The organism is Cognatiluteimonas lumbrici (genome assembly GCF_006476065.1).
In the GTDB taxonomy this organism is placed as follows: domain Bacteria; phylum Pseudomonadota; class Gammaproteobacteria; order Xanthomonadales; family Xanthomonadaceae; genus Cognatiluteimonas; species Cognatiluteimonas lumbrici.
Genome location: NZ_ML636798.1, coordinates 1596189 through 1617506 on the forward strand (window position 1 = coordinate 1596189; position 21318 = coordinate 1617506).

The window sequence follows — 21318 nt, forward strand, 5'->3', positions numbered from 1 at the left end:
GCTTGCGCCGCGACCGGGGAAAAGCTCGCCGCCATGGCGGCTCCTACGGTCAGGGCCGCTTGCGGCGCGATCCGAGCTTGCGGGTCAGGGTGTTGCGGCCGAGGCCCAGCTTCGCCGCGGCCTCGCCGCGGTGGCCGCCGGTGTGTTCCAGCGCCGCCTCGAACAGCACCTGTTCCATGCGCTCGCGGGCCTCGGCGTGGAGGTCGTCGGCACCGGCGTCGAGGCGCTCGCGCGCCCAGGCGGCGAGCGCATCCTCCCAGCCTGCGGGCGCGCCGCCCGCGGCTTGGCGACCCGTGCCGCCGCGCATCGGTGGCTCGCCGAGGTCGGCGGCGGTGATGGTGTCGTCGGGCGCGAGCGCGGCCAGCCGCCAGCACAGGTTCTCCAGCTCGCGCACGTTGCCCGGCCATTCGCGTGCCTGCAGCGCGCGCGCGGCGTCGGCGGCGAGCCACCGGGGCGGGATCCCGAGCTTGCGCGCGGCGTCGGCGAGGAAGCGCTCGGCCAGCACCGGGACGTCCTCGCGCCGTTCGCGCAGCGGCGGCAGCTCCAGCCGCACCACGTCGAGCCGGTGCAGCAGGTCGGCGCGGAAACGGCCCTCGTCCACCAGGCGCTGCAGCGGCTGGTGGGTGGCCGCGATCACGCGCACGTCCACGCGGATGAGTTCGCGCCCGCCGACGCGGAAGAACTCGTTCTCGGCGAGCACGCGCAGGAGCCGCACCTGCAGCGGCAGCGGCATGTCGCCGATCTCGTCGAGGAACAGCGTGCCGCCGTCGGCCTGCTCGAAGCGCCCGACGTGGCGGCGGTTGGCGCCGGTGAACGCGCCGGCCTCGTGGCCGAACAGTTCCGATTCCAGCAGCTCGGCCGGGATCGCCGCGGTGTTGAGCGCGACGAAGGGCTTGTGTGCGCGCGGCGACTCGCGGTGCAGCGCGCGCGCCACCAGTTCCTTGCCGGTGCCGGTCTCGCCGGTGACGAGCACCGACAGCGGCGCCTGCGCCAGCCGGCCGATGCTGCGGAACAGCGCGCGCATCGCGGGCGAGTTCCCGAGCAGCGCGTGCCCGCCCGACCCAGGCTCCGGCTCCCGCACCGGCTGGCGCGGCGCCGCGCCGCCGGCCGGCAACGCGCGCTCGGCCAGTTCCACCGCATGGTCGATGTCGAACGGCTTGGACAGGAATTCCCAGGCGCCGCCGCGGAACGCGCCGGCGGTGCTGGCGACGTCGGTGTAGGCGGACATCACGATCACCGGCAGGTCCGGATGGGTCGCCTTGAGCTTGCGCAGCAGCTCGATGCCGTCGCCACCGGGCATGCGCACGTCGGTGAAGATCAGCGCCGGCACGTTGTGGCGCAGTGCATCGAGCGCGGCTTGCGCGGAATCGAACGCGGTGACCTCGTGGCCGGCCTCGCGCAGCGCGGTCGCCAGCACGAAGCGCACCGCGCGATCGTCGTCCACCACCCACACGCGCGCCCCGCCCTTCGCCGGCTCAGCCATTGGCGTCCTCCTTCGTCTCCGGCAGCGGCAGCAGCAGGGTGAACACGGTATGGCCCGGCCGCGAGCGGAACGCCAGCGAACCGCGGTGCTCGCGCGCCACCTGCTGCGCCAGCGCCAGACCGAGCCCGCTGCCCTCGGCGCGTCCGCTGACCAGCGGCAGGAACACCTGCTCGGCCAGCTCCTCGGGCACGCCGCGGCCGTCGTCCGCGATCTCCAGGCGCAGCGCCAGCGCATGCGTGGCCTCGCCGATGCGCACGCCATGCTCGGCGCGCGTGCGCAGGGTGACGTTGCCGGCGCCGGCCTCGATCGCGTTGCGCACCAGGTTCCAGACCGCCTGCACCAGCCGGTCCTCGTCGCCCTCCAGCTCGGGCAGGCTCGGGTCGTAGTCGCGCAGCAGGCGCACCGCCCAGCCCGCGTCGCTCTCCGACAGGCGCAGCACCCGCTCGAGCACGGCATGGATGTTGAGCGGTGCGTGCGGCTCCGGCGGCGCCGGCGACAGCAGCCGGTCGAGCAGCGCCGACAGGCGATCGACCTCGGCGCCTATCAACGCGGTCAGTTCGCGTTCCTCGTCGTTGTCGAGCCGGCGCTCGGCGCGCCGCGCAAGCAACTGCGCCGCGCCCTTCAACCCCGCCAGCGGATTGCGCAGCTCGTGCGCCAGGCCCTTGAGCGCCGCGGACAGCGCCAGCGGCAGGGCCTGCGCCGGGTCCTCGCCCGGGAACTCGTCCACCGGGTGCGCCTCCAGCCACCAGCCACCGCCCTCGCGCGGCGACAGCGCCAAGTCCGCGAACGCGGCAGGGGCCGCGCCGCCGGGGAAGGCCACGGGCACGCGCCGCAGGCGGACCGCCTCGTCCCCCGCCTCCGCGAGCCAGCCGGCCAGCCGTTCGCCATCGGCCTCCAGCGCCGCCAGCGGCAGGCCGGGCAGGCGCCGGACGCCGACCCCCAGCCAGCGCGCGAAGGCCGTGTTGGCGCCAGCCAGACAGCCGTCGGCGCCGGTCCAGGCGACCGGCGTGGTCAAGGCATCGAGCTGGCCCGCAGGGTCCATTGCACCAGTATGGGGCAAACGCGCCACGCGCTGCAGCGCTAGGTCAGGCTGGCAAGCAGCGAGGCCCTGCCCGACTCAATAACTCACCATGATGTCCTTCAGGCACTTCCTGAAAGGAGTGTGGCTGGTGATCGACGTGCGTACGTCGCTGCGTTCCGCAGAGGCGTAATAGCTCAACGCGTGGGGGCCGACTCTTTTCGCCTGCGTGGTACCGGTGAGACGCACCGCCCGGTCCCACGAAAAACAAGGCGATTCCCTTACGGACAGGGAGATTTGCCAGAGCCGCCCATTCGTTCGATAGACCACCGGTCCTTCGACCACGTAGCCATCCTGGGTGGTCCACGCCGAACTACGTTCCGTGGTCAACAGCGAGGAGAACGGCGGTTGATCCGGAAGGACGCCATCGGGGTCGGCCGTCGAACTCAATACATGTTCCAGCGTCACCGCATCCCGCGACGCTGGCTCGGCCGCCGGTTGGCCGGGCGGATACTCGACAAGCAGTCCAGACAGGCATCCAGGCGACCTCGGGCGACTCTTGATCGTCACCTCGACTCCCCGCGAACGCGCCACGGCCACGGAACCGTGTCGCTTTTCGCCGGCACTGTCGAAGGAGGTCGCGCCGACAAGCCTCACGGCCTGCTCGAACGAAAAGCAGGGCCGTGTGAACACCGCCATGGCGATCCCGCGGAGCCGGTCGCCGGCAGACCAACCGATCCTCGGCGTCGTCAGAAGGTAGCCATCCTCTGTGCGGAACTGCCCATCCGGTTGCGCGGCGTCGACTAGCACGGCGATCGGGTGTTCTCCGACCACTTCCTCCCCGGGCGAGCTCGCCGAGGAGAGCACTGCGCCCAGTGACACGGGAACAGCGGGTATGAAGAGATCCTTGATGATGACTGCCGCGAGGCAGCGCCCGTACGGATCGTGGCTGACCAGGCTGAAGCCTTGGTCGTTGTGCCTTGCCGACGCCTGCCTGGGTGCTGGATGGCTGCTGGGCCTCGAGGGCGTTGCCCCGGACAACTCGATCGCGCGCCGCCAGGAGAAGCAAGGCGCCTCTTCCACGTAGAAGTTGAACTGGTGTGCCTTCCCGGTCTTCTTGCGGTAATGGAACTGCGGGTTCTTGAGCACGAACCCGTCTGACGTCCGGAGCCGCTGCCGGACACCGACGAATCCTTCCAGCCGCCCGATGACCGGATTCGCGCCGAAGTCTTCGTTCCCGGCTGCAAGGGATTCAAGCAGTCCGGCCAGGCTCTCGTCGATTCCCACAACGTCATCGTGCCCATCGCGGTTCGCGATGGACGACTGATGCGCGCATCCGATGAGCGCGAGGCAGCAGAATCCCAGCAATGTCCGCAGCATTGCGTTCCGGGTTCCAGCAGGGCGCATGTGCGGTGCTACGGGGACTGCGTCGTCAGCGCGTGCAGGATCCGCAGGTCCTCCTCGTCCAGCACGTCGGTCTCGATGCCGCGGAAGCGGCGGTGGAAGGCGCGGACGATGGCGGGATGGCCGGGGCTGGGATCGAGTTCCAGCGGGTAGCCGACCAGGCGCAGCGCCAGCCACGGGTCGAAGCCTTCCGGCGGATCGGCCAGCGGCGCCTCGGGCCAGATGCCGAAGCCGGCGTCGTGCAGGCGCTTCCACGGGAAGTGCGCGCCCGGGTCGCGCTTGCGCATCGGCGCGAGGTCGGCATGCGCGATCACCTGGGTCGGCGGGATGCGCAGGCGCTCGGTCAGGTCGCCGAGCAGGCGGATCAGCGCGTCGATCTGCGCGTCGGTGAACGGCTCGCTGCCGTCGTTGTCGATCTCGATGCCGATCGAGGCGTTGTTGAGGTCGGTGATCGTGCCCCAGCGCCCGGGCCCGGCGTGCCACGCGCGGTCGAGGTCGTCGACGAGCTGGTAGATGCGGCCGTCGTCGCCGACCAGGTAGTGCGAGCTCACCGGGCCGCCGCTGTTGGCGGTGCGCAGCGTGACCAGGCTCTGCTCCGCCGACTGCTCTTCGGTGGCGTGCAGCACGATGATCACCGGGCGCCGCGGCTCGAAGTTCGGCGACGGCACCCACTCGGCGAGCGGGCTGCGCTGCTGTGGCGCGCTGGCGCAGGCGGCGAGCAGGAGGGTGGCGGCGAGGGCGATGAGCGGCTTGAAGTTCATGTCGGCATTGCAACGGCGGGGACCTGCGATTGCAAGCCCCGGACGCGCGACGCATCATCCGCTTGATCCGGGGAGCAAGGTCGATGCGGAAGAACACCGTTGCCAGTGCAGCGCTGCTGGGGCTGGGGCTCGCGCTCCTGTCGCTGCCTCCGGCATTTGCCGGTCCTCCGGCCGACTGGGAGGGATTCCTCCGTCGCGACGCCGTCGAAGACATGGAAATCTCCCCCGACGGCAGGCACCTGGCCGTCGCGGAACGTACCGAGGAAGGAACGATCGTCAGTATTCGCGACGCGAATACGCTCCAGGCACTGTCCACGATCAATCCGGGCAAGCGCGGCGAAGTCGGGAAGCTCGAGTGGCTGGACAGCGATCGCGTACTCATCGCGGCCGCCCGGACCAATGCGATCTACAACCTGCCACTGACCGCGCCAGGCCTCTACATCGTCCACCGGGACGGAAGCTCCAAGTACCGGCTTCCCGCCAACTTCGTCGCCACCATCGACGGCGAGCCCGACCACCTGCTCGTCAGCAGCTGCCACTGGGACAAGGGCTGCGTCGTTCGCGTCCATCGCGCGGAGATCGGCCACCTCAAACGGCTCGGCGATCCCATCGTCACCGCCCCCAACGCGGACGCGACCTTGTGGCCCGACCAGCGCGGCAACATCCGTTTCGCGCTCGCCTTCGACGACGAGGACCAGAGCAAGCTCTGGGTCCACCGGGATGGCGAAGAACCGTGGTCGCTGGTCAACGACAGCGCCTCCTCGGGGCTGCACGCCTGGCCGCTCGGTATCGACCTCGACGGCGCCAGCGCCTTCATCGTGTCCGAGCGCCCGGAGGGCCCCGACGTCGTCGAGCGCTTCGACATCGCAAGCGGCAGCCGATCGGAGGTCTACCGCCATGCGAACTCCGATCCGCTGCGCACCATCTACTCGTTCAACGGCATCGTGCCGCTGGGCGCGTACTACGGCGCCACGCGGCCGCAGCCAGTCATCTGGAACCCGGACCACCCGGACGTCCCCGCCCTGCTCCAGATCCTCAATACATTTCCGGGCAAGCTGGTGAATGTCACCAGCGCGACGAACGACGGCACCCTCGCCGTCGTCGAGGTCGCCAGCGATGTCGATCCGGGATCGTTCTACCTGTTCGACCTGGCATCGAAGCAGGCATCGCTGCTCGCGCAGCGCAAGCCATGGCTGGATTCGCTGCAGCTGCCGGAGACGAGCCAGTTCCGCTTCACCGCGCGCGACGGCGTCGTGATCGAGGGCCTGCTCACGCGGCCCGCGGACGCCGGCGACCAGCGCCTGCCGATGGTGGTGGTCCCGCACGGAGGGCCCTACGGCGTCTTCGATGCGTGGGGTTACGACCCCGAAGCCAGCCTGCTCGCCGAGAACGGCTACGCGGTCCTCCGGGTCAACTTCCGGGGTTCGGGCGGTCGTGGCCGCGCGTTCACCGAACAGGGGGTCCGGCAATGGGGGCGGAAGATGCAGGATGATGTCACCGACGCGACCCGCTGGGCCATCGACAGCGGCGTCGCCGACCCCTCGCGGGTATGCATCGCCGGCGCAAGCTATGGCGGCTATGCGGCGCTCATGGCCCCGGTGCGGGCCCCGGGCGTCTATCGTTGCGCCGCGAGCTTCGCGGGACCGACCGATCTTTCCAAGCTGTACAAGTGGGGGAGCATCCGGCGCAGCAACCTGGGCAGGCGCTACCTGGAGCGCGTGCTGGGCACCGACAAGGAGGAACTCGCGTCGCTGTCGCCCGCGCAGCGGGTCTCGGAGATCGGAGTGCCGGTGCTGCTCGGGCACGGCAAGCTCGATGCGCGCGTGGACGTGAAGCACGCAAGGCTGATCGCCAGGAGCATGCGCAAGGCCGGCCTGTCCCCGGAACTTGTGGAGTACCGCAACGCCGGCCATTCGATCGCTCGCGACGAAGACCGGCTCGACTACTACCGCCGCCTGCTGGCGTTCCTCGCCACGCACCTTGCCGGCAAGCCGGGGGCCACCGACTGACGGCCCCCGGACGGCCAGGTCAGACCGCGTAGTACATCTGGTACTCGAGCGGGTGCGTCGCGGCGCGAAACGCGGTGACCTCCTTCATCTTGACCCCGATGTAGGCGTCGATCAGGTCGTCGGTGAACACGCCGCCGGCCTTGAGGAACTCGCGGTCCTTGTCGAGCGCATCGAGCGCCTGGTCGAGCGAGGCGCACACGGTCGGGATGTTCTTCTCCTCTTCCGGCGGCAGGTCGTACAGGTCCTTGTCCGACGGCGCGCCCGGGTCGATCTGGTTCCGGATGCCGTCGAGGCCGGCCATCATCAGCGCGGCGAAGATGAGGTAGCCGGACTGCATTGGGTCGGGGAAGCGGATCTCGATGCGGCGCGCCTTGGGGTTGGCCACGTACGGGATGCGGCAGCTCGCCGAGCGATTGGAGGCCGAGTACGCCAGCATCACCGGCGCCTCGAAGCCCGGCACCAGGCGCTTGTACGAGTTGGTGGTGGAGTTGGCGAACGCGTTGATCGCGCGCGCGTGCTTGAAGATGCCACCGATGTACCACAGCGCGGTCTGCGACAGGCCGCCGTAGCCGTCGCCGGAGAACAGGTTCTGCCCGCCCTTGGCCAGCGACTGGTGCACGTGCATGCCGCTGCCGTTGTCGCCGACGATCGGCTTGGGCATGAAGGTGGCGGTCTTGCCGTGGCGGAAGGCGACGTTCTTGACGATGTACTTCATCGTCAGCAGTTCGTCGGCCTTGCGCACCAGGGTGTTGAAGCGGGTGCCGATCTCGCACTGGCCGGCGTTCGCCACCTCGTGGTGGTGCACCTCGACCTCGATCCCGACCTGCTCGAGGGTCTTGCACATCTCCGAGCGCAGGTCGTGCAGCGAATCCAGCGGCGCCACCGGGAAGTAGCCGCCCTTCACGCCCGGGCGGTAGCCGCTGTTGCCGCGCGCGTACTCGCGCGAGGAGTTCCACGCCGCCTCCTCCGAATCCACGTGGAAGAAGGTGTGGCCCATCTCGTTGCCGTAGCGCACCGAGTCGAAGATGAAGAACTCCGGCTCGGGGCCGAAGAAGGCCGAATCGGCGATGCCGCTGGACTTGAGGTAGGCCTCGGCGCGCTTGGCCACGCCGCGCGGGTCGCGGGTGTAGGCCTGCATGGTGGTCGGGTCGAGGATGTCGCAGCCGATCACCAGGGTCGGGTCGGCGGTGAACGGATCCAGGAACGCGGTCTCGGGATCGGGCAGCAGCACCATGTCGGACTGATGGATGCCGCGCCAGCCGGTGATCGAGGAGCCGTCGAACATCTTGCCGTCCTCGAACAGCGCCTCGTCCACGATCGACTTGGGGAAGGTCACGTGGTGCTGCACGCCGCGCATGTCGGCGAAGCGCAGGTCGATCCACTCGACCTTGTGGTCACGGATGAGTTTCTCGACGTTTTCGTAGCTGGACATGGGCGGCTCCGGAGGCGGCAGGAAGGAATGCGTGCTGGTACGCAAGCGGCGTGCCAAGGACGGGGTGGCGGAATGGCGCGGTTTCCGGGTCCGGCCGGCCTCGTGTCTGCACCATTCTGGTGCGCGCCGAGCACGTATGCACCAAAGCAGCGCAGCCACGGATTCACGCTACCCTACAGGCCCGCCCCTGCCGCCGTTGCCGCCTTTGGACAATCTCCTCGCCGCCCTCCTCCTCGGCATCATCGAAGGCGTCACCGAGTTCCTGCCCATCTCCAGCACCGGCCACCTGCTGGTCGCGGAGCGCTGGCTGGGGCACCGCAGCGACCTCTTCAACATCACCATCCAGGCCGGCGCGATCCTGGCGGTGGTGCTGATCTACCGGGAGCGCCTCACCGGGCTGGCGATGAGCTTCCTGCGCCCCGGCGAATCCGCCGTGTTCGGGCAGGCCCCGCGCGACTACGCGTGGAAGCTGCTGCTGGCGTTCGCCGTGACCTCGGTGCTCGGCATCGTGGTCAAGGCGCTGGGCTGGGAACTCGACAACGCGGTGGCGCCGATTGCGTGGGCGTTGGTGCTCGGCGGCGCGTGGATGCTGCTGGCCGAGCACTTCGCCGCGAGGCGCGCGGAGGCGCTGGGCGAGCGCAGCACCATCACCTGGACGGTCGCGGTGCTGGTCGGCGTGGCGCAGGTGGTGGCCGGCGTGTTCCCGGGCACCTCGCGTTCGGCGGCGACGATCTTCGTGGCGCTGCTGTTCGGGGTCACCAACCGCGCGGCCGCCACCGAGTTCGCGTTCCTGGTCGGGATCCCGACGATGTTCGCGGCCAGCGGCTACGAGTTCGCCGAGCTGGTGGTGGAGTCGGGCATCCACGGGGAGGACTGGAGCGCGCTGGCGGTGGCGTTCGTGGCTTCGGCGATCACGGCGTTCGTGTCGGTGAAGTGGCTGCTGCGGTATATCCAGTCGCACCGGTTCACCTGGTTCGCGGTGTACCGGTTCGTTCTTGGGGCTGCGTTGCTCGCCTTCGTGTAGGGGCGGCGGCGGTCGCGGCGCCAGCGCCGCTCCTACAGGTTGGAGGGGTGGAGGGAGTAGGTGCCGTGGATGGCGGTTTCGGCGAGGACGTGGCCGTGCATGGCGCGGAAGACGTCGGCGGCGGTGAAACCGGCTTCGAGCGGGAGGCGGTCGGTGCCGAGCGCGAACAGGCGGAAGAAGTAGCGGTGGGTGCGCAGGTCGTTCGGCGGCGGGTAGGGGCCGTCGTAGCCGTAGTAGTCGCCCTTCATGCCGCCGGTGTCGCCGGCGAACCAGCCGGTGTAGTCGTTGAGGCCCTGGCGGCTGCCGTCGGGGCCGTGCGGCGCGCGCTTGCCGCCCTTGCTCACGCCGTCGCTGCAGCTGCCGGCGGCGATCTCGCGCACGTCCGCGGGAATGTCCACCATCGCCCAGTGCACGAAGTCGGTGCGCGGCTGCTCCACCGGGATCTCGACGTCGTCGCGGCCGGCCATGGACGCGTCGGTCGGGGCATCGCTGTCGATGCACAGCAGCGCGAACGAGCGCGTGCCCGGCGGCGGGTCCACCCACGCCAGGTGCGGGTTGCGGTTGCCGCCGAAGCCGCCGGGCGCGCCGAGCGCGAACTCGGGCGGGATCGGGCCGCGGTTTTCGAAGCTGTCGCTGTGCAGGCGCATGGGAAGCCTCCGTCAGGAACCGGCTTCCGATTGTAGGGGCAGGCAGGTGAGATTCTCGGCCACCCAGGCTTCGGAGAAGCCGTCCATGTTCGCGCCCAGCAGGAAGCCGCAGTGGCCGCCCTGCTCCGCGATCTCGAGCACCGCGCTGTCGGGCAATTGCAGCGCGTGGAACTCGGCCACCGGGATCACCGGGTCGTCGACCGCCATCAGGATGCGTGCGGGCACCTGCAGCGAGGCCAGGCGGTCGCCGGCGATCGAGTAGCCGTCGAAATAGTCGTCGAGGGTGCCGAAGTCGGTGTGCCGGACCACCAGCCATTCGGTCAGCTCACGCATGCCCAGGCGCAGGGTGCGGTCGTCGAAGTCGTGCACGGCCGGGAACAGCGCGCGCTTGCGCAGCAGCGATTGCCGCCACTTGTGCTCGAAGTAGCGCAGGTACACGCGCCAGCCCCGCTCCATCTGCGCCATGGTCTCCTTCGGGTCGATCACCGGGCACACCGCGGCGACGCCGGCCAGCGGCACGCCCGCCGCCGGCGCGCGCAGCGCCAGCCGCAACGCGAAGTTGCCGCCCAGCGAATGTCCGGCCGCCACCAGCGGCCGGCCTGGCGAGGCCTGCGGCCAGAAGCGTCGCGCGATGTCGCGCGCCGCCAGCACCACCTCGTCGATGCGGTTGGAGTGGAACAGCGCCTGGTTGAGGTGGTGGCTGTCGCCGTGGTCGCGGAAGTTCAGGCGGAAGGTGGCGAAGCCGCGCAGCAGGAACTGCGCCGCGGTCTGCCGCATGTAGCTCGATTCGGCGCTGCCTTCCCAGCCGTGCAGCAGCAGTGCCAGGCCACGTGGCTCGACCCCGGGAATGGTGCTCAGGAAGCCCTGCAGGCGGACGCCGGGGCCGCCGTCCACCAGGAACTCCTCGGTGGTCGCGCCGGTCGCGGCCAGGGCCTGCGCGCCGCGCTTGCGCCGCCACGGGCTCGAGCCGAGCATGGTCTGCAGGTGGCCGTTGCGCAGCCACCACGGCGGGCGGTAGTCGGCGGCGTGCAGTGGAATGTCAGGCGGCCTCCATCGCCGCCACGATCCGCTCGCGCGCCAGTTCCGCCAGCCGCCTGCGCCCCTGTTCGCTGCCCGGCGCGATCGGGTCCAGGAACCAGGCCTCGGCCAGCCGCGGCGGTTCGCCGAGCAGGCGCAGGAAGTTGCCGAGGAAGCCCTCGTTGCCGCGGAACGCGACCAGCGACTGCGCGTTGCCGCGCTCGCCGTAGCGCAACGCCACCGGCTGCACCGGCACGCCCGCCTCGACCGCGGGAGTGAAGATGCGCGCGTGGAACGGGCCGACCTCGTCGCCGGGGCGCGTGCGTCCCTCGGGGAACACCGCCACCGCGCGTCCGCCGTGCAGGCGCGCCAGCATCTCGTGCATCACCCCGCCCAGCGACTCGCTGTTGCCGCGGGTGTGGAAGATCGTCTCCGCGCGGGCGGCCATCCAGCCGACCAGCGGCCACCCCTCGATCTCCTTCTTGGCCACGAAGCCCATCATCTTCTGGCTGTGCAGGATCACGATGTCCACCCAGCTCACGTGGTTGGCGACGAACATCACCGCGCCCTCCAGCGGCAGCCCGCGCCGGCGCAGGCGGAAGCCGAAGATGCGCATCAGCCAGGCCGACCACCAGCGCACCGCGCGCTGCTTGGTGCGCTCGCCGCCGAGCATCCACAGCAGTGCGATGGGCAGGTCGATGACCAGGTGCCACACAAGCAGCGGCACGCGATAGAGGTAGCGCAACCAGCGCACGGGCCAGGCCTCCGCTCGCCGGCCCGGGGCCGGCACCGATGCCTCAGGTGTCGTATCAGGTGAACCGGAACATGCCCGGCCGCCAGGACCGCGCATAGCTCCGGCGTCCGCCGGCGTAACCGCTGCTGGAGCCGTAGCCGGCGCCCATGGTGCGCTCGCGGCGGCGGTGCATGCGCTCGACCAGTTCGTCGCGGCGCGCGGCGAGCCACTCGGTGCGGCCGACCTTGTCGGCCTCGAGGCCGCGGATCTCGGCCTGGCCCTCGCGGAACTCGCAGAACTCGTCGTAGGCGTCGAGCTCGTGCTGCAGCTCGCGCACCGACAGCTCGATCATGATCGCGTCGTCGAGGTAGCCAAGCACCGGGGCGTGGTCGGGAATGACGTCGTCCGGGTCGCAGAAGTAGGCCAGCGCCGCGAGCACGCGCTGGCGGTCGTCGCCGTCCAGCGCCCAGGCTTCGTCGCGGACCATCGCGATCATGTCGTCCACCCGCAGCAGCCGCTGCATGATGAAGTCCGGCAGTTCGCGGCCCTGCGCCTCGGTCAGCAGCTTGGCTGCGCAGTCCACGATCTCGGCGTCCGGCTTGCCCTCGGCCGCCTTCGCCGCCGATGCCATGGCCGACCGGAAGTGTTCAAGGTCGCGGTCGTTGAGTTCGAAGTTGAGCGAGATCGACATGGCGGGCGTCCGTGTGCGGTAGTCGTGGCGGAGACGACAAGCCTAGCAAATGTTCAGCGGCGCGCGACCACCGCCAGCGTCAGCCTGGACACGCAGGCGAGCCGGCCGTGGTCGTCCTCGATGCGGATCTCCCAGACCTGGGTGCTGCGGCCCACGTGCAGCGGCCGCGCGGTGCCGGTGACCGTGCCCTCGCGCACCCCGGCCAGGTGGTTGGCGTTGATCTCGATGCCGACCACGCCCTGGCCTTCGTCCACGCACATGCCGCCGGCGGTGCTGCCCAGGGTCTCGGCGAGCAGCACCGAGGCGCCGCCGTGCAACAGCCCGTACGGCTGGCGAGTGCGTTCGTCCACCGGCATGGTGCCGCGCACGAAGTCGTCGCCGACCTCGGTGAAGACGATCCCGAGCGGGCGCATCGCGGTGCCCTCGGACAGGGCGTTGAGTTGTTCGACGGTGGCGCGGCGGCGGAAAAGCGACATCGGGACAGCATAGCCGGGCGGGGGCACCGCGGCCGGCGCGACGTGGGGGAGGGCCGTCGCGCCGGCGCGGGGCCGGGGAGGGGTTTCAGCCGCAGCGGAAGCGCTCGAGGCCGGTCCAGCCGCTGGCGTAGCGCCGCGGGCTGGCGTAGCCGCTGGAGTTGCCGTAGCCGACACCGAAGGCCCGCTCGCGGTACACCGCGCGGCGGCCGGGGCGCACGGCCTCGCTGCCGATGGAGCGGGGCTCGCTGGAGGGGAGGTTCGAACTGCGGGTCTTCATGGCAATGGTCCTCCGGGGACCGTCTTGGTGAATTGGTGTGCTGGTAGCCTATAACACCATCCCAAGGCGTCCATGTGCCGGAGGTCACCCGTGCGGGGGCTGTTGCCGGAGGTTCAGGGAAAAGGGCCGCCTGGGCGGCTCCTGTTGTCGCGGCGCAAGCGCCGCTCCTACAGGGGTGGTGGCGCCGCTCCTACAGGATGGGGGCGAGGCCGGCGCCGAAGGCGATGACGATGCGGGTCATCAGCGGGCGGAAGCCCAGCGCCACCTCGGGGAAGTCACCAACCGGGCGGTAGCAGTCCTGGAAGCCGGGGTCGAACGGCGACAAGGGCCGCGGGCAGTCCGGGCCGGGCTCGAACTCGTAGCTGGTCGCGTAGCGTACCGGCCACAGGTCGAAGATCGGCATCCGCTCCGAGAGCTTGGCCAGCGTGTACTCCAGGCCGGAGAACAGCGGCGGATCGGGCCGGCGCGCGATCGTCCACGCGTTCTCCGGGGCGATGTCGCGGCGGATGCTGGCCGCGAGCGCTCGCGCGAACGCCGGGTCCTCGATCACCACCGCGCTCTCGGTGTTGTAGTGGTCGCCGCGCGGGTCGAAGTTGTGGGTGCCGACCACGCCGACGCGCCCGTCCACCACCAACGACTTGGCATGCAGGCCGACGCGCACGCCGGCGCGTTCCAGCGGCACGCGCTCGTTGGCGCTCCGGCGCGCATAGCGCAGCGCCGCGTACTCGGCCTGCAGCGGGCGCCGGTAGCGCTCGGCGCGTGCACCGCGCATGCGCCGCGCTTCGACCAGCTCCTGCCGCACCCGCTCCACTTCCTCGGCAGTCGGCACCGGCGGCAGCGTCGCGCCGGTCGCCGAGAGGTCGATCGGCGCGCTCGCCGGGAACGGCTTGAACTCGTGGATCTCGAAGCCGAAGTCGCGCAGGTAGCGGCGCTTGTACTTGTGCGAGAGCGCGTAGGTGATGAACGAATCGGTCGCGGCGAGCGAGTTGGTGGACACGACCACGCGCGGCGCGTCCTCGCGCCGGTGCAGGGTGCGGAACATGTCCTGCGCCGGCCCGGACAGCACCAGGTACGGCGTCTGCAGCAGGACCACGTCCTCGGCCGACTCGATCAGCCCGCGCAGCACCGTGGTGGCCTCGCCGTGCCCGGCCTGCCCGCCGTCGTGCTTCTCCGGCAGGTCGGCGATGTAGCCGACGCCGGCCACCGGCAGCGCGGCCTGCGCCAGGGCCTCGATGCGCGCCGGGTCGCCGGCTTCGCTGCGCACCTGCATCACCCGCTGCGGCAGCGCGAACTCCGGCTTCGGCGGCGGCGGCACGCCCTTTTCGAGCAGCTGCCCGCCCACGTCCACCAGCTGCGAGGGCGGCACGCTGCGCGGGTCCTGCCAGAAGGCCTCGAAGTTGGCGCCCATCTCGCGCGCCACCGGCCCGGCCACCAGGATGTCGCGGTCGCGGAAGTTGTACTCGGGATCCCAGTCGTAATAGTCGTCCTGGTAGTTGCGCCCGCCGGTGATCCCGATCGCGCCGTCCACCAGCAGCAGCTTGCTGTGCATGCGGCGGTTGAGGCGGTTCCAGCAGCAGGCTGCCGCCAGCACGTACATCGGGTAGCTCAGGCGCGCGCGGTCGAGCACCGGGTTGTAGATGCGGATCGAGAAGTTGGCGTGCGCACCGGCCAGCCCGGCCAGCGTGTCCACCCGCTTGAGCGCCGAGAGCTGGTCCACCAGCACGCGCACGCGCACGCCGCGGCGGGCAGCCCGCAGCAGTTCGTCGAGGAACAGCTGGCCGGCATCGTCCTCGTCGAAGATGTAGGTCTGCAGGTCGATCGCTGTGGTCGCGCTGCGGATCAGGTCCAGGCGCGCGACCATCGCGTCCTGGCCGCTGTCGAGCAGCAGCGCGTAGTGGCGCGGCGCCCCCGGCGCGCTCTCGACGAAGGCGCGCGCGGCGAGCTGGTGCAGCGCCGACGGACGCGCGCAGGCGTCCGGGCGGTCGCAGTCCAGCTCGGTGCTGCGCGCGGCTTCGACCAGCGCCGCGCTGCGCGCGCGTTCCTCCGGCGACAGCGTGGCGCAGGCGGTCCCCGCCAGCAGCGCCAGCACCAGCAGCGCGCGCGCGGCCAGGGTCATGCCGGGCTTCATGCCGACCCCCCTGCCAGCCGGATGCGCAGGAAGAAGTTCACCTCGTCGCGGATCGCGATGCGCCAGCGGCCCATGTCGTAGCGGTTGCGGTCGACCGCCCCGCCGGCGAACACGTCGCAGTCGATGCCCGGGCGGGCGCAGTCGGACGGCGACACGAAGAAGGTCTCGCGCCGGGAGATGCCGCGGATGGTCAACGTGCCGTCGAGCTCGCCACCCTCCTTCAGCAGCGACGGCGGATACGGCTCCGACACGAATTCGACCGTCGGCCAGTGGGCGACGTCGAAGAAGCCGCTGCCGCGCGCGAAGCGCGTGTAGCCGGGATGGTCGGCGATCTCGACGCCGGCGGTCTCCAGTGCCATGTGGACCCGGCGGCGACCGTCGGGCAGGGTCTCGATGCGCCCTTCGACGGCGCTGAAGCGGCCGTGCAGCACCTGGCCCCAGCGGGTGCGCAGCTCGAAGCCCACGCGCGAGGCCTGCGCGTCGATGTCGGTCGCCAGCACCCACCCTGCCGCGGCAAGCAGCGCCGCCCCGGCCAGCCAGGCGACACCGTGCCGGCGGGGGTTCATGGCCACCAGAAGGAGGCGAGGCTCGCGATGCCCGGTTCGAACGGCGTGTCCCCGGGCAGCGACAGCACCGCGATCGCTCCCGGCGGCATGCCGCGGTAATCGCCGGACTGGCCGCTGTGCATGAGCGCCAGCAAGCGCTCCAGCCCGGGGTTGTGGCCGACCAGCAGCAGCCGTTCGGCCTCGTCCTGCGCTTCGGCCAGCGCCAGCAGGTCGCCCGGCGTGGCCTCGTAGATCGCCGGCTCGAGGCGTTGCTCGACGTAGCCGATCACATCGAGCACCGCTTCCAAGGTCTCGCGCGTGCGCCGCGCCGGCGAGCACAGCACGCAGTCGGGCACCAGCCCGTGCTCGAGCAGCCAGCGGCCCGCGGCCTCGGCTTCGGCCAGCCCTTCCGGCGACAGCGGCCGGTCGAGGTCGGCCTGGCCGGCGCTCGCGGCCTCGGCGTGGGCGTGGCGCAGCAGGATCAATTCACGCATTGGGTTCACGCATGGACGGCGTCCCGACGGCCTGCGGCTCAGGCCTTGCGCAACCAGCGTAGCAGCGGCTGCCAGTCCTCCTGGTGATTGCGCACCTGCGCCGACTGGTAGTCGAACAGGCTCTTGCCGAGCCCGGTCAGGACCGAATAGGCCTGGGTGTCGCGCAGGGTCGCCACCAGCGGGTAGGGCCACTGCTTCCACAGGTCGATCGAACCCTGGGAGGCGTTGGTCCAGGGCCGCAGCTTGTTGCCGACCAGACCGATCGGGAGCTCGCCGCGGCGCACCCGCGCCAGCTTCGCCAGGGTGTCGAGGAACGGCACCGTGGCCTCGATGTCGAGGGTCGAGGGCAGCACCGGCACCACCACGGCGTCGGCGCGCTCCAGGAACGGCATCAGCTCGTGCGCCATGGCGCCGGCGGCGGCGTCCACCACCACGTACTGGGTGTCTTCGGGGAGTTCGCGCTGCCAGCCGCGGGCGGCCTTGCTGCCGTCCATCGGCAGCACCGCGCTGTCGAGGCCGGCGCGCTTCTCGGCCCAGCGGGTGGCGGAGCGCTGCGGGTCCGCGTCCACCAGCACCGTGCGCTGGCCGGCGAGGGCCGCGTTCGCGGCCAGGTGTGTTGCGATGGTGGACTTGCCGACACCGCCCTTGGAACTGGCCACGAGGATCGTCTTCATCCGCTACTCCGCCGATGGACACGAAGCCGAAGCCTACCATCACCGGCGGGCTCCCCATTCAAGCGGGGAAATGTCGCTCCACGTGCAGGCGCAGGCGCTCGGCGGCGGTGGCCACGCCGGCGCCCAGCGCGGAGACGCCGGGCCAGTCGCCGGCGCGCGCGGCGGCCTCGAGCCCGTCCGCGACCTGGGCCAGCTCCAGCGCGCCGATCATGCGCGCCGCGCCCTTGAGCTTGTGCGCCTCGCGCGCCAGCGCGCCGAGCTCGCCGTCGCCGCGCGCCGCCTCCAGCGCGGCCAGGTCCTGGGCGGTGCTGGCCAGGAAGTCGTCCAGCAGCAGCCGCGCCTCGGCCTTGCTGCCGCCGGTGAGCGCGTCGAGCGTGGCCGGGTCCAGCGGCGGCGGGCGCTCGAGCTGCGGCAGGGGCTGCGCGGGTTCCACCGGGGCCGCGGCGGGCACGTGCGGCAGCCAGCGCTGCAGCGCCGTGGCCAGCGCGGAGATGGACACCGGCTTGGCGAGGTAGTCGTCCATGCCGGCGGCCAGGCACCGCTCGGACTCGCCCTTCAGCGCCGAGGCCGTGAGCGCCACGATCGGGGTGCGCGGCAGGCCGCGGTCCCGTTCCTCGTCGCGGATCCGCCGCGCCAGCGCGTACCCGTCCAGGCCCGGCATGTGCACGTCCGAGAGCACCAGCGCGAAGCGGCCGCTGCGCCACTGCGCCAGGCCCTGCTCGCCGTCGGCCGCGGCTTCGCTGGCGAAGCCGGCCAGCGCAAGCTGGCGCGCGATCACCAGGCGGTTGGTCGGATGGTCGTCCACCAGCAGCACCAGGCTGCGCTCGCGCTCGGCCTCCTCCACGCTGGGCAGGCTGCGCGGGACGAACCCGGCAGTGCGTGCCGCGGCAGCCGGGTCGTGCGCGACCGCGGACAGCGGCGCGCGCGACAGTGCCAGCTCCATGCGCAACGTCGTGCCGATCCCCGGCCGGCTGTCCAGGGTCACCTCGCCGCCCATCAGCCGCGCGAGCCGGCGGCTGATCGCCAGCCCCAGCCCGGTCCCGCCGAAGCGCCGGGTGGTGTCCTCGTCGGCCTGCTCGAACGGCTGGAACAGTCGCGCCTGCGCATCCGGGTCGATGCCGATGCCGGTGTCGGCGACCTCGAAGCGCAGCAGGTCGCTGCTGCCGCCGGCGGCAGGCCCGAGCCATTCCAGCGCCACGCGCACGCCGCCGCTCTCGGTGAACTTGACCGCGTTGGAGATGAAGTTGGACAGCACCTGGCGCAGGCGCACGGGATCGGCCTGGTAGGCGGGCGCGATCCGCTCGTCCACCTTGCACACCAGCTCCAGCCCCTTGCTCGCGGCGGAACCGGCGAAGCCGGCCACGGTGCCGCGCAGCAGCCGGTCCAGGCGCAGCGGCTCCGGACGCAGCTCCAGCCGCCCGGCCTCGATCTTCGAGAAGTCGAGGATGTCGCCGATGATGTGCAGCAGGGCCTGGGCCGAGGATTCGATCACGTTCAGCGCACGCCGCTGCTCCGCGTCCAGGCGCGTGTGCGAGAGCACCTCGATCATGCCGGTGACGCCGATCATCGGCGTGCGGATCTCGTGGCTCATGGTCGCCAGGAACGCACTCTTGGCGCGGCTGGCCTCGTGCGCGCGCGCCTCGCTCTCGCGCAGCGCCTCGTCGTGGCGCTGGGCGTTGCGCAGGACGCGCCAGCCCGCGACCACCGCGACCAGGAAGGCCAGCGCGGACAGGCCGATGCGCAGCACGCTGGTCGTCCAACCGCGGCGGACGTCGGCCTGGACCACGTCTTCGGCCTGCACCATGGCCTGGTCGCTCAGGCGCTGCAGTCCGGCGACGACCGGGTCCACCGCGGGATACAGCTCGGTGTCGGCGAAGCGGCCCAGCGCGCCGATGTCCTGCTGCTCGAGGATGGCGCGCAGGCGCGCGGCGGCGATGTCGGCGCGGACGCGGGCGAGGGCGGTCGCCTCGAACAGCGGCTGCTGCATCGGCACGTGCGGCATCTCGCGCAGTTCCTGCCAGTTGCGATCGATTCGGCGCTGCGCGTCGTCCAGCGCCGCGATGCCTTCCTCCCAGCCGATCAGGTAGTTGCGCACCTTGAAGGTGGTGTTGACCACGCCGAGGTTGTAGCCGTCGGAGACCGCCTTCAGCGCGCGCAGGCGCCCCAGCGAGTGCGCGTTGAGGGCCTCGAGCGACTGGCGCGCGCGGTACTGGGCGTATTCGTCCACCACCAGCACGGTGGTTCCGGCCAGCAGCAGCATCGCGAACAGCGCCAGGATGTGGCGGCGCAGGCTGTGTTTCGGCAGTCCCTCGCCCACGCCGGCGTCAGGCGGCCGGCCGGCGCCAGCGCGAGATCGCGCCCGGCAGGTCCTCGCCGGGCACCGCCGCGCCGATCAGGTAGCCCTGGGCGAAACCGCAGCCGAGCTCGGCCAGCAGCTGCCAGTCCTCCGGGCTCTCCACGCCTTCGGCGACCACTTCCAGCTGCAGCTTGCGCGCCAGGTCGAGGCTGGCCTCGATCACCGCGCGCTTGCGCGGATCGTTGCCCGCGCCCGACACGAAGTCCTGGTCGATCTTGAGCTCGGTGAAGGGGATCTGCGAGAGCTGCGCGAGCGAGGAGTAGCCGGTGCCGAAGTCGTCGATGGCGAGGCCGAAGCCCTTCAGGCGCAGGCGCGCGAGCACGCCCAGGCCGCGCGCGGCATCGCTCACCAGCGAGCCTTCTGTGATCTCCAGCACCAGGTCCGCCGGCTCCACCCCGAGGTCGCGTACCAGCGCGTGGTAGTGGTCGGCGGCGCCCGGCTCGGCCAGCGCCGCGGCGCTGACGTTGACCGACACCTGCAGGCGCAGGCCGTGGTCGTCTTCCCAGCGCCGCTTCCAGCGGCAGGCCTGCGCGAGCATGGTGTCGGTCAGGCGCTGGCCGTGGCCGTCGCGCTCGAGCAGGTGGATGAAGTTGCCGGGGCGCACGACGTGGCCGTCGGGCCGGCGCCAGCGCACCAGCGCCTCGACCGCGACCACCTTGCCGTTGGTGCATTCCGCCTGCGGCTGGAACCACGCCACCAGCTGGTCGTGCAGCAGCGCTTCGCGCATCTCCTCGCGGCTGACGTCCACCGGGACTTCGTCCTCGCTGCCCGGATGGCGCTCGCCGAGCGCGTCGAACAGGTTGCGCAGCTTGGCGAGGCTCAGCGGCTTCTCGATGCTCCCCAGCACGCGCAGGCCGTGGGCGCGGGCCATGGACTGCACCGCGTTGAGCAGTCCCTGGTCCATCGCGCTGACCAGCGCGACCCCCTTGGCCAGGTGCCGCTCGGCGATGTGCCCGATGAATTCGACCCCGTCCATGCCCGGCATGTCGAGGTCCACCAGCACGAGGTCAGGAAGCGCCGGCATGCCGTGCAGCACGCCCAGCGCGGCGGCGCCGTCAGCCGCTTCCCAGACCTGCTCGACGCCCAGTTCCGCCAGCATGCGCAGCGCCATCCTGCGCTGGAATCCGTGGTCCTCGACCACGAGGACCTTGAGCTCCCCGACGTTCAGCGCCTGCCCCATCGCATCTCCCCCGATGCGCCGCTGTCATTGCAGCGTATACCACAGGCGGCACATGCTGGTCAGAGCGGGCGGGTCAGGGCGCGGCGGCGACCAGGTTGCCCTCCGGCGCGCGCGCGGCGGCCAGGATCTGGCGGGCGTCGCGGCCGTCGCAGGCGAACGAACGGCCCTGCTCCAGCCAGCGCGCGTCGTCGGCGTACGAGAACACCAGGTTGCCGTCCTTGAGCACGTCGATCATCTCGCGCGCCACGTCCTGGCGCAGCGCCGGGCAGCCCCAGCTGCGGCCGAGGCGGCCCATCGCCGGGATCGCGGAAGGGTTCACGTAGTCGGCGCCGTGGATCACGATCGCGCGGCGGCGGGCATTGTCGTTGAAGCCCGGGTCCTTGCCGTCCATGCGCAGCGAGTAGCCGTTGCTGCCATAGTAGGTCTCGGCGGTGACGAACAGGCCGAGGCTGGTCGCGTGCGTGCCTTCCTGGTTGGAGAAGCGGGTGGCCATGTTGCCGCCGCTGCCCTGGCCGTGCGCGACGTACTCGGTGTACAGCAGGTCGGGCTGGCCGGCGTCGGCCAGGTCGAACACCCACATGCGGCGCTCGGTGGAGGGCATGCTGTAGTCGATCACGGCCAGGCGCGACTCGGCGGACACGTCGCCGTGGTCGAGCGCGCACTGCCGCGCCTCCAGCGCCAGCGCGAGCACGCCGGGATCGGCCCCGGGCGCGAGGTCGCGCAGCAGCGCGAGCTGCGACTGCACCGGACCGGGCGCGGGCGTTGCCAGCGGCTGAGGGTCCAGGGCGGCAGCCCGGGCGGCGGGCACGACGGCCTCGGCCACCGAAGCGGCGACGCTGGCGGCCTCGGGGCTGTCGCCCGGGGTATGGCATCCGCCCACGGCGAGGGCGAGGGCGGCGGTGACGGCAAGGTGAAGGTTTCGCATGGCCTCCACGATACCGACACATGTCCATCATGTGACTGAACATG

The 21318-nt window shown here is 71.3% G+C and carries 20 protein-coding genes; 2 read left to right on the forward strand and 18 right to left on the reverse strand.

The features are described 5' to 3' along the window. Positions 1 to 49 precede the first annotated feature (49 nt). From ntrC to E4F25_RS07755, 4 genes are all read right to left on the reverse strand, one after another. Positions 50 to 1483: a nitrogen regulation protein NR(I) gene (ntrC, locus tag E4F25_RS07740; RefSeq protein ID WP_140909583.1), complete on the reverse strand. Its 1434-nt coding sequence runs from the start codon at positions 1481 to 1483 to the stop codon at positions 50 to 52. Next, positions 1476 to 2525 carry a two-component system sensor histidine kinase NtrB gene (locus E4F25_RS07745; protein ID WP_140909584.1) on the reverse strand — a complete coding sequence of 350 codons (1050 nt, stop codon included), beginning with the start codon at positions 2523 to 2525 and terminating at the stop codon, positions 1476 to 1478. The genes ntrC and E4F25_RS07745 overlap by 8 nt, the downstream gene beginning before the upstream one ends. Before the next feature lie 75 nt (positions 2526 to 2600). Then, complete coding sequence (locus tag E4F25_RS07750) at positions 2601 to 3881, reverse strand: hypothetical protein (RefSeq protein ID WP_140909585.1); 1281 nt, start codon at positions 3879 to 3881, stop codon at positions 2601 to 2603. A 35-nt stretch (positions 3882 to 3916) separates the two neighbouring features. After that, complete coding sequence (locus tag E4F25_RS07755; protein ID WP_140909586.1) at positions 3917 to 4666, reverse strand: N-acetylmuramoyl-L-alanine amidase; 750 nt, start codon at positions 4664 to 4666, stop codon at positions 3917 to 3919. Positions 4667 to 4749: 83 nt separating this feature from the next. Between E4F25_RS07755 and E4F25_RS07760 the strand changes: the two genes are divergently transcribed. Then, positions 4750 to 6675, forward strand: a complete 1926-nt coding sequence (locus tag E4F25_RS07760) for a S9 family peptidase (protein ID WP_140909587.1) — start codon at positions 4750 to 4752, stop codon at positions 6673 to 6675. A 19-nt stretch (positions 6676 to 6694) separates the two neighbouring features. Here the strand turns inward: E4F25_RS07760 and glnA are convergent, their stop codons facing one another. After that, complete coding sequence (gene glnA, locus E4F25_RS07765) at positions 6695 to 8107, reverse strand: type I glutamate--ammonia ligase (protein WP_140909588.1); 1413 nt, start codon at positions 8105 to 8107, stop codon at positions 6695 to 6697. Positions 8108 to 8312: 205 nt separating this feature from the next. Here glnA and E4F25_RS07770 point away from each other — a divergent pair, with 205 nt between their 5' ends. Beyond that, complete coding sequence (locus tag E4F25_RS07770) at positions 8313 to 9131, forward strand: undecaprenyl-diphosphate phosphatase (protein ID WP_140909589.1); 819 nt, start codon at positions 8313 to 8315, stop codon at positions 9129 to 9131. 32 nt (positions 9132 to 9163) lie between these two features. Here E4F25_RS07770 and E4F25_RS07775 read toward each other — a convergent pair whose 3' ends face one another. The 13 genes from E4F25_RS07775 to E4F25_RS07835 form a co-directional block, all read right to left on the reverse strand. Next, positions 9164 to 9778: a YbhB/YbcL family Raf kinase inhibitor-like protein gene (locus E4F25_RS07775; protein ID WP_140909590.1), complete on the reverse strand. Its 615-nt coding sequence runs from the start codon at positions 9776 to 9778 to the stop codon at positions 9164 to 9166. 12 nt (positions 9779 to 9790) lie between these two features. Continuing rightward, on the reverse strand, positions 9791 to 10810 hold the full coding sequence (locus tag E4F25_RS07780) for a YheT family hydrolase (protein WP_181168286.1): 1020 nt from the start codon (positions 10808 to 10810) through the stop codon (positions 9791 to 9793). A gap of 7 nt (positions 10811 to 10817) precedes the next feature. Next, the gene (locus E4F25_RS07785; RefSeq protein ID WP_140909592.1) at positions 10818 to 11645 is read right to left on the reverse strand and encodes a lysophospholipid acyltransferase family protein; all 828 of its coding nucleotides are present in this window, start codon (positions 11643 to 11645) and stop codon (positions 10818 to 10820) included. Further along, positions 11605 to 12219, reverse strand: a complete 615-nt coding sequence (locus E4F25_RS11615) for a YkvA family protein (protein WP_140909593.1) — start codon at positions 12217 to 12219, stop codon at positions 11605 to 11607. The genes E4F25_RS07785 and E4F25_RS11615 overlap by 41 nt, the downstream gene beginning before the upstream one ends. 53 nt (positions 12220 to 12272) lie before the next feature. Next, entirely contained in the window at positions 12273 to 12695 is a 423-nt protein-coding gene (locus tag E4F25_RS07795; protein ID WP_140909594.1) for a hotdog fold thioesterase, read from the reverse strand. 85 nt (positions 12696 to 12780) lie between these two features. Beyond that, on the reverse strand, positions 12781 to 12972 hold the full coding sequence (locus E4F25_RS07800) for a hypothetical protein (RefSeq protein ID WP_140909595.1): 192 nt from the start codon (positions 12970 to 12972) through the stop codon (positions 12781 to 12783). A gap of 190 nt (positions 12973 to 13162) precedes the next feature. Continuing rightward, on the reverse strand, positions 13163 to 15088 hold the full coding sequence (locus E4F25_RS07805; protein ID WP_140910383.1) for a phospholipase D family protein: 1926 nt from the start codon (positions 15086 to 15088) through the stop codon (positions 13163 to 13165). Between the two features lie 8 nt (positions 15089 to 15096). After that, on the reverse strand, positions 15097 to 15666 hold the full coding sequence (locus tag E4F25_RS07810; protein ID WP_220433197.1) for a YceI family protein: 570 nt from the start codon (positions 15664 to 15666) through the stop codon (positions 15097 to 15099). Beyond that, positions 15663 to 16139 (reverse strand): SixA phosphatase family protein, encoded by a 477-nt coding sequence (locus tag E4F25_RS07815; RefSeq protein ID WP_140909597.1) that lies wholly within the window; start codon positions 16137 to 16139, stop codon positions 15663 to 15665. The genes E4F25_RS07810 and E4F25_RS07815 overlap by 4 nt, the downstream gene beginning before the upstream one ends. Positions 16140 to 16177: 38 nt before the next feature. Then, a complete protein-coding gene (locus E4F25_RS07820; RefSeq protein WP_140909598.1) occupies positions 16178 to 16813 on the reverse strand; it encodes a ParA family protein in 636 nt (211 codons plus the stop codon). Positions 16814 to 16871: 58 nt separating this feature from the next. Then, a complete protein-coding gene (locus E4F25_RS07825; RefSeq protein WP_140909599.1) occupies positions 16872 to 19130 on the reverse strand; it encodes an ATP-binding protein in 2259 nt (752 codons plus the stop codon). A gap of 7 nt (positions 19131 to 19137) precedes the next feature. Further along, positions 19138 to 20349, reverse strand: a complete 1212-nt coding sequence (locus tag E4F25_RS07830; protein WP_140909600.1) for an EAL domain-containing response regulator — start codon at positions 20347 to 20349, stop codon at positions 19138 to 19140. A 73-nt stretch (positions 20350 to 20422) separates the two neighbouring features. Continuing rightward, complete coding sequence (locus E4F25_RS07835) at positions 20423 to 21274, reverse strand: murein L,D-transpeptidase catalytic domain family protein (RefSeq protein WP_220433198.1); 852 nt, start codon at positions 21272 to 21274, stop codon at positions 20423 to 20425. Between the last annotated feature and the right edge of the window lie 44 nt (positions 21275 to 21318).